Raw genomic sequence first — 11627 nt, 5'->3', positions numbered from 1 at the left:
CCCGCCCCCCCCACGCAGGACCTGCCCGACGACTTCGATCCGTTCGCCGGGCCCGCGCTGCTGCTCACCGCGCCGTCCACCGAGCCCCAGCGCGAGGTGTGGACCGGCGTGCAGATGGGTCCGGACGCATCGTGCGCCTTCAACGAGTCCATGTCCGTGCGGCTGCACGGCCCCCTGGACGTCGAGTGCCTGCGCGCCGCGCTCCAGGACCTGATGGCGCGGCACGAAGCGCTGCGCACCACGTTCAGCGCGGATGGCCTCACGCTGTGCGTCGCCGCCGCCACGCCCCTGCTGCTGGAGCTCGTATCGCTGGACGCGCTGCCGCCTTCCGAGCGCGACGCCCGCGTCCGCGAGCTCATCGCCCACGAGGTGGAGACGCCGCTGTCCCTGGAGACCGGGCCGCTCTTGCGCCCGCGCCTCGCGCGGCTGTCCGCCCAGGAGCACCTGCTGACGCTGACCGCGCACCACATCGTGTGCGACGGCTGGTCCATGGCGGTGATGCTGCGCGACCTGGCGGCGTTCTATTCGGCGCACGTGCGGCGGGCTCCGCTGGTGCTGACGCCCGCGCCCACGTTCAGCGACTACGCCCGCGCGCAGGCGCAGCTGGCCACGACGCCGGAGTACGCGGAGCACGAGCGCTACTGGCTGAAGCAGTTCTCCGGCACGCTGCCGGTGCTGGAGCTGCCGCTCGACAAGCGCCGTCCGCCGTCGAAGACGTACAGCTCCCGGCGTGAGGACTACGTCCTGGAGCCCGCGCTCGTGGAGCAGCTCAAGCGCGTGGGCGCGCGCCACGGTGGCAGCTTCTTCACCACGCTGCTGGCGGGCTTCAAGGCGCTCTTGCACCGGCTGACGGGGCTGGAGGACGTGGTGGTGGCCATCCCCGCCGCGGGCCAGTCCGTGGCCGGGCTGAAGGACCTGGTGGGCCACTGCGTGAACGCGCTGCCCCTGCGCAGCAACGTCGCAGCGGAGGCGCCCTTCACGCAGGTGCTCAAGCAGCTGCGCACGACGATGCTCGATGCCTACGAGCACCAGGAGTACACGTTCGGCACGCTGCTCAAGCAGCTGGCGCTGCCGCGCGACCCCAGCCGCCTGCCGCTGGTCAACGTGCTGTTCAACGTGGACCAGGCCGTCACGGGTGAGCAGCTGGCGTTCCAGGGCCTCACCTGCACCCTGGCCAGCAACCCGCGCCACTTCGAGAACTTCGACCTCTTCATCAACGCGGCCGAGGCCCAGGGCCGCGTGGTGCTGGAGTGCCAGTACAACACCGACCTCTTCGAGGGCTCCACGGTCCGCCGCTGGATGGCCTGCTACGAAGAGCTGCTGCGCGGCGTGGTCGCCGACGCGGAAAGCCCCGTGTCGCGCCTGCCGCTGCTGCCCGCCGCGGAGAAGCAGCGCGTGCTGATGGACTGGAACGCCACCGCGAAGCCGTTCGACCGGAGCGCCTTCGTCCACACGCTCGTCGCCGCACAGGCTCGGGCCACGCCCGACGCGGTGGCCCTGCGCGCGGGGGACGTGACGCTCACGTACCAGCAGCTGCTCCAGCGCGCCCATCAGGTGGCGCATGCGCTGAAGCAGGAAGGCGTCGCGCCGGGAAGCCTCGTCGGCCTCTTCACGAATCGCGGCGCGGACATGGTGGTGGGGCTGCTGGGCATCCTCGAAGCAGGTGCCGGCTACGTCCCGCTAGACCCTGGCTTCCCGCCCGAGCGACTGGCCTTCATGGTCGAGGACGCGAAGCTCTCCACCATCCTCACGCAGCAATCCTTGGTGGCGTCCCTGCCGTCCACGAGCGTGAAGCCCCTGCGCATCGAGGACACGGCGTCGCAGCCGGAGTCCGCGCTCCCGGCGCAGGACGTCTCTCCGGAGGCCGTGGCGTACGTCATCTACACGTCGGGTTCGACGGGCAAGCCGAAGGGCGTGCGCGTGCCGCACCGGGCGGTGGTGAACTTCCTGGGCACCATGCAGGAGGCCCCGGGCCTCTCCGCCCAGGACGTGCTGCTGGCCGTCACCACGCTCTCCTTCGACATCGCCGTGCTGGAGCTGCTGCTGCCGCTCACCACCGGTGCTCAGGTGGTGCTCGCCTCGCGCGACACCGCCTCCGACGGTGCGCTGCTCAAGGCGGCCATCGAGTCCAACGCCGTCACCGTCATGCAGGCCACGCCCTCCACCTGGCGCCTGCTGTTGGAGGCTGGTTGGCAGCCCCGCCCCGGCTTCAAGGCCCTCTGCGGCGGCGAGGCCCTTCCGCGGGAGCTGGCTGAAACGCTCCTCGCTCGCGTGGCCAGCCTCTGGAACATGTACGGCCCCACGGAGACCACCGTCTGGTCCACCACCTGGCGCGTGCAGCCTCCGCTCTCCGCCATCCGCATCGGCCGGCCCATCGCCAACACCCAGCTCTACCTCCTCGACGCGCATTTGGCCCCGGTGCCCGTGGGCGTCGCGGGCGAGCTGTACATCGGCGGCGACGGCGTGACGCTGGGCTACCTGCACCGGCCGGAGTTGACGCAGGAGCGCTTCCTGCCCAATCCCTTCCGTCCCGGCGAGCGCATGTACCGGACGGGCGACCTGGCCCGCTGGCTGGCCGACGGCACCGTGGAGTACCTGGGCCGCAATGACTCGCAGGTGAAGCTGCGCGGCTTCCGCATCGAGCTGGGTGAAGTCGAAGCGGCGCTCGCCTCGCATCCCTCCCTGGCCCAGGCCGTGGCCCTCGTGCGCGAGGATCGCCCGGGCGACCGTCGCCTCGTCGCGTACCTCATTGCTCGGCCCGGGCAGACGACTCCCTTGGATGAAGTCCTCCGCGCGCACCTCAAGCAGGGGCTGCCGGAGTACATGGTGCCGCAGCACTTCGTGGCCCTGCCCGCGCTGCCGCTCACGCCGAACGGCAAGGTGGACCGCAAGGCCCTTCCCTCGCCGCAGGTGGAGTCGCAGGAGGACGCCTACGTCGCGCCTCGCGACGAGACGGAGCAGAAGCTCGCGGCCATCTTCGCGGACGTGCTGGGACTGCGCCGGGTGAGCGTCACGGCGGACTTCTTCCGTCTGGGCGGCCACTCGCTGCTGGCGTCGCAGGCCCTCACGCGCGCGAGCCGCGATCTGGACGTCAGCCTCACGCTGCGCCGCATGTTCGAGGCGCCCACCGTGGAGAAGCTGGCCCGGCTGGTGCGCGGCGACGATGGGGCCACGAGCCCCGCGCAGCGCATCTCGCCCCGCGCCGGCACCGAGCCCGCGCCGCTGTCCCTCATGCAGCAGCGGCTGTGGTTCCTGGAGCAGCTCAACCCGGGCACCGCCGTCTACAACCTGCCCTCCGCGTTCCGCCTCCACGGCGCGCTGGACGTGGGCGCGCTGCGCTTCAGCTTCAACAAGCTGCTGGAGCGACAGGCGTCCCTGCGCACCTTCGTGCGGTGGGATGAGGGCACGCCGGTGCAGCACGTGGCCCCGTCGCTGACGGTGGAGCTGGAGCCGGTGGACCTGGAGACCGTCCCCGTGCACCAGCGCGAGGAGGACCTGCTGCGCCGCCTCCAGGCGCTGGCGGACGAGTCCATCCCCATCACCGCGCCGCCGCTGTTCCGGCTGACGCTGTTCCGGCTGGGCGCCACCGAGCACGTCCTCTTCTTCATGCCCCATCACCTCATCTGGGATGGGTGGTCGTTCGACGTGTTCCTGCGCGAGCTGGACGTCATCTACTCCGCGCTCACCCGGGGCCAGGAGCCCAACCTCCCCGCCCTGCCCATCCAGTACGCGGACTTCACCGAGTGGCACCGCGGCTGGCTCCAGGGCGAGGAGCTGGAGCGCCAGGCGCGCTACTGGAAGGGGAAGCTCTCCGGGAACCTGCCCGCGCTGGAGCTGCCCACGGACAAGCCGCGCCCCGCGCAGATGAGCCTCAAGGGCGGCACGGAGCCCTTCGTGCTCACCGGCGCGGAGGTGGACGCGCTCACGAAGCTGGGCCGCGAGTCCAACGCCACGCTGTACATGGTGCTGCTCACGGCGTTCAAGACGCTGCTGCACCGCTACAGCGGCCAGGAAGACCTGGTCGTGGGCACGCCCATCCGGGGCCGCTCGCATCCGGAGGTCGAGGACCTGCTGGGCTTCTTCGTGAACACGCTCGTCCTGCGCACGCAGCTGGCGCCGGAGCTGACGTTCCGGCAGCTGCTGGAGCGCGTGCGCACCACGTGCATGGAGGCGTTCGGCCACCAGGACATGCCCATCGAGCTGCTCATGCAGCAGCTGGGTGTGCAGCGCGACCTGAGCCGCACGCCGCTGTTCCAGACGTTCTTCACGTTCCAGGATGTCCGCAACCGCGGCTCCAAGCTGGGCGACCTCACCTACGGCCAGGTGCACGTGCACGCGCACGCGACGCCGCTGGACCTGAGCTTCTGGGTGAAGGAGACGGCGAACGGCATCGTCGGCGGCATGGACTACAACACCGACCTGTTCGAGCGGGACACCGTCGTCCGCATGCTCGAGCAGATCCGCACGCTGCTGCGGGCCGCGGTGTCCGACGCGGGAGTCCCCGTGTCGCGCCTGCCGCTGTTGCCCGAGGCGGAGAAGCAGCGCGTGCTGGTGGACTGGAACGCCACCGAGAGGCCGTTCGACCGGAGCGCCTTCGTCCACACGCTCGTCGCCGCACAGGCCCAGGCCACGCCCGACGCGGTGGCCCTGCGCTCCGGCGCCGTGACGCTCACCTACCGTCAGCTCCTGCAGCGCGGCCACCAGGTGGCGAACGCGCTCAAGCAGGAGGGGGTCGCGCCGGGAGGCCTCGTCGGCCTCTTCACCGAGCGCGGCCCGGACATGGTGGTGGGCCTGCTGGGCATCCTGGAGGCGGGCGCGGGCTACGTCCCGCTCGACCCCGGCTTCCCGCCCGAGCGCCTGGCCTTCATGGTCGAGGACGCGAAGCTGTCGCTCATCGTCACGCAGCGCGCGATCCAGGGCACCCTGCCCTCCACCACGGCGAAGGCCCTCCTCGTCGAGGACACTACGTCGCAGGCGGACACCGCCCCCGAGGTTCCCGGCGTCACGCCCGAAGCCGTGGCGTACGTCATCTACACGTCGGGCTCGACGGGCAAGCCGAAGGGCGTGCGCGTGCCGCACCGCGCGGTGGTGAACTTCCTGGGCACCATGCAGGAGGCTCCCGGCCTCTCCTCGCAGGACGTGCTGCTGGCCGTCACCACGCTCTCCTTCGACATCGCCGTGCTGGAGCTGCTGCTGCCGCTCACCACCGGCGCCCAGGTGGTGCTCGCCTCGCGTGACACGGCTTCCGACGGTGCGCTGCTCAAGGCCGCGCTGGAGTCCAACGCCGTCACCGTCATGCAGGCCACGCCCTCCACCTGGCGCCTGCTGCTGGAGGCCGGCTGGCAGCCCCGCCCCGGCTTCAAGGCCCTCTGCGGTGGTGAGGCGCTTCCGCGTGAGCTGGCTGAAACGCTCCTCGCCCGCGTCGCCAGCCTCTGGAACATGTACGGCCCCACGGAGACCACCGTCTGGTCCACCACCTGGCGCGTGCAGCCTCCGCTCTCCGCCATCCGCATCGGCCGGCCCATCGCCAACACCCAGCTCTACCTCCTCGACGCGCATTTGGCCCCGGTGCCCGTGGGCGTCGCGGGCGAGCTGTACATCGGCGGCGACGGCGTGACGCTGGGCTACCTGCACCGGCCGGAGTTGACGCAGGAGCGCTTCCTGCCCAATCCCTTCCGCCCCGGCGAGCGCATGTATCGCACGGGCGACCTGGCCCGCTGGCTGGCCGACGGCACCGTGGAGTACCTGGGCCGCAATGACTCGCAGGTGAAGCTGCGCGGCTTCCGCATCGAGCTGGGTGAAGTCGAGGCGGCGCTCGCCTCGCACCCCTCCCTGGCCCAGGCCGTGGCCCTCGTGCGTGAGGATCGCCCGGGTGACCGCCGCCTCGTCGCGTACCTCGTGACGAAGCCGGGACAGGCCTACACGGACACGGAGCTTCGCAAGCACCTGCGCTCGCAGCTGCCGCAGTACATGGTGCCGCAGCACTTCGTGGAGCTGGAGGCGCTGCCGCTCACGCCGAATGGCAAGGTGGACCGCAAGGCCCTCCCGCCCCCGGCGGGCACCGCGCGTCCCGTGGAGGACGCCTTCGTCGCGCCGCGCACGCCGACGGAGCAGCACCTGGCGCGCATCTGGCGGGAGGTGCTGGGCATCGCGCAGGTGGGCGTGCACGACAACTTCTTCAACATTGGCGGGCACTCCCTCCTGTCCTTCCAGGTGGTGATGCGCGTCCGGAAGGAGCTGAACCAGGAGCTGCACCCGCGCACGCTCCTGCTCAACACGCTGGAGCAGGTGGCCTCGCAGCTCGCGCCCGTGGCGCCGGCTGCTACCTCGACCGCCAGGACGCAGCCCGTCACGCCGCCAAAGCCTGCCACCCAGGAGACTTCTGTTCCCTTGGCGCAACGCTTGTTCAATAAGCTGAAGCGGAACCTGCCGGGTCGCTCGGACTGAGCGACCCTCCAAGGAGAATGGTCAGACCGTGACGCCTTGCTTCTTCGGCACCTCCGAACGGCAGCTCTTTGGCATCCACCACCCCGCGCAGGGCGCCGAGCGCGCCATCGGGGTGGTGCTCTGCTATCCCGCCGCCCAGGAGTACATGTTGACGCACTGGGCCTTCCGGAAGCTGGCCGGGATGCTCTCGCGCGAAGGCTTCCACGTCTTCCGCTTCGACTACTACGGCACGGGGGACTCGGCCGGAGAGGTCCACGAGGGCCGCGTGTCCACGTGGGTCCAGGACATCCGCCTCGCCGCCACTGAATTGCAGGATCTGACGGGCGTGCAGCGCGTGGCGCTCGTGGGCCTGCGCCTGGGCGCGGCGCTCGCGGTGCGTGCCGCGACGGAGGGGCTGTCCACCGCCGCGCTCGTGCTCTGGGAGCCGCTGGTGCAGGGTGACGCGTGGATCCAGGAGCTGGAGCTGCTCCAGGCGCGCCGGGCCACCCGCACCCTGTATCCTCAGCCCGAGAGCCCGCTGGAGGTGCGCCAGGAGCTGCTCGGCTTCGCGTTCCCCCGCGCCCTGCGCGACGACATCCTCGCGCTGGACCTGGCCGCGCTGCCCGCGTGGCCCGCGACGCGCACGCACCTGGTGGCCGGCGCCCCCCGGCCGGAGTACCAGCGCCTCCAGGAGCGCCTGGAGTCAACGGGCCTGCCCTTCCAGCACCACCTGGTGCCCGAGGAGGGCGCGGGAGGCCAGGAGTCCGCGCTCCTGTCCAACCGCATCCTGCAGACCATCACCACGCTCCTGAAGGAGGCCGCGTGATGCGCGAGCGCATCTGTACCTTCGGCCCCGAGCAGAGCCTCGTGGGCATCCTCACGGAACCCGACCCGGCGAAGGTCCTGCCGGAAGCGCCTGCGGTGGTGCTGTCCAACGTGGGCCTCAACCACCACGTGGGCCCGTACCGGCTGTGGGTGGAGCTGGCCCGGCAGCTGGCGGGGCGCGGCGTCACCACGCTGCGCTTTGATTTGTCAGGCCTGGGCGACAGCCGTCCGCGCCGCGAGGGAGGCTCCGACGAGTTCCAGCGCGCCCGCGAGGAGACGCGCGCGGCGCTCGACTACCTGGAGCAGAAGAAGGGCCAGAAGCGCTTCGCGCTCATCGGCCTGTGCTCCGGCGTGGACAGCGCGCACGCGGTGACGGTGGCCGATGAGCGCGTGGTGGCCGCGGCCTTCATCGACGGGTACACGTACCGCACGCTGGGCTACCACCTGCGCTTCCACCTGCGCTACCTGAGCCCCCGCCGGTGGACCCGCTTCCTGCGCAAGCGAAAGCTGCCCGCCCAGCTGCGCGAAGCCGGCGAGGCCGACGAGGTCTACACCCGCGAGTACCCCGAGCGCTCACAGCTGACGCAGGACTACCAGCACCTGCTGGAGCGCGGCGTCAGCCTGTGCTTCGTGTTCTCCGGGGGCATGGGGCTGTCCTTCAACCACGAGCGCCAGTTCTACGAGATGCTCTCGCCGCTGAAGCTGGAGGGCCGCGTCACCTACGCCTTCTACCCGCGCGCGGACCACCTCTTCTCCGTGCCGGAGGACCGCGGTGAGCTGCTGCGAAAGCTCACCGCCTGGGCCGTGGGCTCGGTGCCCCCGCGGGCGCTGACGGGCTGAAGGCCGCCTGTCCGCCCTGCGAGCGGGGATGCGGCTTGGGGCCGGGTGTGCGTCAAGCGCTTGTTTCCCACCCAACGGTCGCCACCTTCGAAGCACACACGTTCTTCGAAGGAGAGCCACCCATGAAGCTCCCCCTGATGGCAGCACTGGCAGCACTCGCCTTCTCTGGCCAGGCGTTCGCGCAGAGCCACACCGACCACGAGACTCCGCCCCTCCAGGAGCCGTCCACGGACGCGCCCCAGGACAGCGCGGAGCGCTGGGACAAGGCCACGGGCGGCTCGGGCGCCGCCTCCTCGGACTCCGAGGACCTCAAGCCCGCCGACGCGGCGGACGACAACGCCGTGGCGCCGGGCAGCGTGGATGAAGGCGTCGGCGGCTCCGGCTCCACCGAGCAGGGGAGCAACAGCACGAGCGATCACTCGGCCGCCGCGGAGCCGGGCGCCGCGAACTCCGGCACCCCGGGCAACAAGGGGGCGCAGATGGAAGTGACGCCGCCGGCCTGGGACCAGAACAAGAAGATGGGCAGCTCCGCGAGCCCCACCACGGGTACGCCGCCGGTGGAAGGCAGCGCGGGCAACTGACGCCGCCACGGCATCTACAGACACGCCAATGACAGACGTGGACGGGCTTCGTGTGAGCGAAGCCCGTCCATACCCATTGCGGGGTACAGACCCCTGGGCCTCTCCGCCGGTATGTCCTTGCACGGACCGGATGGAAGGAGGCCCGTCGAATGGATCTCACCGCGCGCGAACAGGCGCTCCTGCTCGAGCTGACCCAGGTGCTCTCCAGCTCCCTGGATTTGACGGAGGTCCTGGCCCGGGCCCAGGGGACCCTCGCGCAGCTGTTGCCGTGTGACTACGCGGCGGTGTGCGTGTCCAGGCCGGAGCGGCCCGGGGACTACGAGTGGATGGGATTGGGGGCGCCGGGCATCCTCTTCGCGCACTACCCGGAGCTGGCCGCGGTGGACTTCGTGCGCGAGTCGGTGGTGAAGCAGCCCAACGTGGTGCTGCGAGACTCGGACATGCTGTCGCGCAAGGAATTGAAGCGCAGCCTCCTGTACCTGCGCTGCCGGGAGCTGGGGCTGCCGCTGGAGCACGTGATGGCGGTGCTGCTGGACCTGCGGCAGGACTGGCACGGCGGCTTCACGCTGTACCGGGAGCACACCCTGCCCTTCTCCGAGCGGGAGCAGGCCCTCCTCGAAGACCTGACGCCCTACCTGACGAACACGGTGCGCAACTGCCGGCTGTTCGGAAACGAGGCGACACGGGGCGACCTCCTGGACGCCCTCTTCCGCCACCAGGGCGCCGAGTGCGTCGTGATGGATCCACCGGAGCACGAGAAGCTGCGGACACCGGGAGCGACGGAGCTCCTGCGGCGCTGGTACCCGGAGGAGCTGAAGGCGGACGATTCGCGCCTGCCCCAGGAGCTGCGCGAGCACCTGACACGCCTCCGGGCGCCGGGGACGAAGCGGGCCCTGGGCGTGGACACGTGGATGCGCTCCGGGGGGAAGCACGACCTGAAGGTGACGTTCGTGGAGCTGCCGGAGCAGCGCGGCAGCCGTCCCTGGGTGCTGGTGTTGCAGGAGTGCTCGCGGGCCATCCCCATGCCGGAAGCCTGGCGCCAGAAGCTCTCCAAGCGCGAAGCGGAGGTCGTCCAGGGGCTCCTCAGCAATTGGTCGAACGAGACCATCGCCGAGGACCTGGGCCTCACGCTCAACACGGTGAAGACGCACCTGCGCAACATCTTCCCCAAGCTGGGCATCGAGAGCCGCACGGACCTCCTCTACCAGGCCGCCTGGAGACAGAAGCCGGGGTGAGGAGGCCCGGGGCGCGCTCAGGGCTCCCGGAAGAACTTCGGGAACAGGGCGCGCGTGGTGCGGGCGGAAAGCAGGAGCGCGGCCTGCTCCTCCGGAGACGTGTGCGTGCGCAGGGCCGACTCCAGGTCCGCCACGTGCTCGCCATCCGCGGCGCCGTGGCCCTTGAGGAACAGGACGGCCTTGTCGATGTTCGGGATGCCGCTCTCCGCGACCAGCCTGTCCACGGAGCCTGGGGCGCGGTTCACCGAGAGGTACTCGAGCACATAGGCCGTGCCCAGGAACGCCGTGGGCACCCCCACCTGCGAGGTGAAGCGGTTCCACTCCACGTAGGCGCGCACGGCGGGACTGATGGGCGCGCGCTCCACGCGCTCCTGCGTCCAGCCCAGGGCCTTGAGGTCCCTGAGCAGCCACTGCTCATGGCCCTGCTCCTCGCGCGCCTTCTGGAAGAGGAGCTCCGCGAGGATGGGGTTCCGCCCCTCGCGGTGAACGCGCTCGCCGGACTCGGAGAAGAACTCCGAACTCCAGCGCACATACTGGTACGACTGGACGAGGTAGTGGACGTAGTCGTCCTGGCGGATGCGCCCCTCGAAGAGGCGACGGACGCCCGGCGCCGCGTCCAGCTCGTGCACGAGCATCCGAGCCTCGTGCCGCAGGGAATCCAACCAGTCCGTCTTCGCCGTCTGCTCATGCCTGGGCTGCTTGCACATACACGTCTCCTGACAGGGGCCCGTGAAGGCCCGTTGGGTGTTGCGTTGAGGGTGAAGGGGGGAAGGAGCGCGCCGGCCTGGGGTCAGGCGGCGTCGGCGTCCAGCGAGTCGAAGAGGTCCAGCGTCCGCTGGGGAATCGCCTCCAGCGCGGCGACGAGCGGCACGGTGAAGCGATTGAACGCGGGGTCGAAGTGAGGCGGACCGATGAAGCGCGCCCCCATCTTGTCCGCGAACAGCGACAGCACGCGCGGCATGCGCAGTGCGTCCAGGTGGCCCTGGCGGGCCTGCGCGCGCTGCTCCGCGGTGAGGCGGGCCGCCAGGGGCTCCGTGGGCGGCGGGGGGAACTCCCGGGTCCTCACGCGGAAGCGGTCGCTCACCCAGCCCCGGCGCGCGGCGGCCTGGAAGTAGAGGTCCGCCTCCTCCTGGGAGTCCGTCTCCATGTTGGCCGCGGCGATCCAGTGGGTGACGCCGCGCCGGCGGCTCTCGCGGTACAGGCCCGCCTGGAGGCGCAGCACCGCTGAATGGCGGTAGCGCTGGGTGACGCAGTAGCGCGTGGTCTCCGCGAACACGCGGCCCGGCGCAACGAGCTCCGACAGGTCGAGCTTCTTCTCGATGTCCAGTCCCACGAGCGTGTCCGCGAAGGCGGCCACCTCCGCGTTGGGCATCAGCAGCCGGGCGGTCGCCACCGGCTCCGCGGCTGCGTAGACGACGACGTGGGCGGTGGTCCGGAGCGTGTCGAAGCAGTCCGCCTCGCGCGGCGCACGCGGGCGCTTGGGCCCCAGCATCCGCATCTCCCCGCCAAAGACCTGGTAACGGACGCGGAGCGCGTCATCCAGTTCACGCTGTGCTGTCGCGACACGGCAACTCCATGAAGACATGGCGGGTCTCGCTTGGTGCTTGCCAGACTGTGTGTCCGGCCCCGACCTTTCATTCGTCGCTGCTCGCCCGAGTGCGCTCACGGGTTGTCTTTTTTCGATGAGCCCGGCCAACCGCCCGCCGCCCCTGCCCGCCCC

Annotated in this window: 7 protein-coding genes; 5 read left to right on the top strand and 2 right to left on the bottom strand. The window is 70.8% G+C overall.

Annotated features, from left to right (window positions below):
* The 5 genes from D7W79_RS30390 to D7W79_RS30370 form a co-directional block, all read left to right on the top strand.
* The coding region (locus tag D7W79_RS30390) for a non-ribosomal peptide synthetase (RefSeq protein WP_120528873.1) at positions 1-6447 on the top strand (6447 nt) is incomplete at its 5' end.
* Between the two features lie 28 nt (positions 6448-6475).
* On the top strand, positions 6476-7252 hold the full coding sequence (locus tag D7W79_RS30385; protein ID WP_120528872.1) for an alpha/beta fold hydrolase: 777 nt from the start codon (positions 6476-6478) through the stop codon (positions 7250-7252).
* Complete coding sequence (locus D7W79_RS30380; RefSeq protein ID WP_120528871.1) at positions 7252-8091, top strand: alpha/beta fold hydrolase; 840 nt, start codon at positions 7252-7254, stop codon at positions 8089-8091. Before D7W79_RS30385 ends, D7W79_RS30380 begins: the two co-directional genes overlap by 1 nt.
* A 122-nt stretch (positions 8092-8213) precedes the next feature.
* Positions 8214-8672, top strand: a complete 459-nt coding sequence (locus D7W79_RS30375) for a hypothetical protein (protein ID WP_120528870.1) — start codon at positions 8214-8216, stop codon at positions 8670-8672.
* Positions 8673-8821: 149 nt separating this feature from the next.
* A complete protein-coding gene (locus D7W79_RS30370; protein ID WP_120528869.1) occupies positions 8822-9907 on the top strand; it encodes a LuxR C-terminal-related transcriptional regulator in 1086 nt (361 codons plus the stop codon).
* Positions 9908-9924: 17 nt separating this feature from the next.
* Here the strand turns inward: D7W79_RS30370 and D7W79_RS30365 are convergent, their stop codons facing one another.
* Positions 9925-10614 (bottom strand): iron-containing redox enzyme family protein, encoded by a 690-nt coding sequence (locus D7W79_RS30365; RefSeq protein WP_120528868.1) that lies wholly within the window; start codon positions 10612-10614, stop codon positions 9925-9927.
* An 83-nt stretch (positions 10615-10697) separates the two neighbouring features.
* A complete protein-coding gene (locus tag D7W79_RS30360) occupies positions 10698-11492 on the bottom strand; it encodes a GNAT family N-acetyltransferase (RefSeq protein ID WP_120528867.1) in 795 nt (264 codons plus the stop codon).
* Positions 11493-11627: the final 135 nt, after the last annotated feature.

The organism is Corallococcus exercitus (genome assembly GCF_003611585.1).
In the GTDB taxonomy this organism is placed as follows: Bacteria; Myxococcota; Myxococcia; order Myxococcales; family Myxococcaceae; genus Corallococcus; species Corallococcus exercitus.
The sequence above is the reverse complement of the archived record's forward strand: the minus strand, read 5'-3'. Positions and strand labels throughout refer to the sequence as shown.

Coding starts and splice junctions, on each gene's coding strand:
- D7W79_RS30380 (WP_120528871.1), top strand. CDS start 7,252: ATGCGCGAGCGCATCTGTACCTTCGGCCCCGAGCAGAGCCTCGTGGGC.
- D7W79_RS30375 (WP_120528870.1), top strand. CDS start 8,214: ATGAAGCTCCCCCTGATGGCAGCACTGGCAGCACTCGCCTTCTCTGGC.
- D7W79_RS30370 (WP_120528869.1), top strand. CDS start 8,822: ATGGATCTCACCGCGCGCGAACAGGCGCTCCTGCTCGAGCTGACCCAG.
- D7W79_RS30365 (WP_120528868.1), bottom strand. CDS start 10,614: ATGTGCAAGCAGCCCAGGCATGAGCAGACGGCGAAGACGGACTGGTTG.
- D7W79_RS30360 (WP_120528867.1), bottom strand. CDS start 11,492: ATGTCTTCATGGAGTTGCCGTGTCGCGACAGCACAGCGTGAACTGGAT.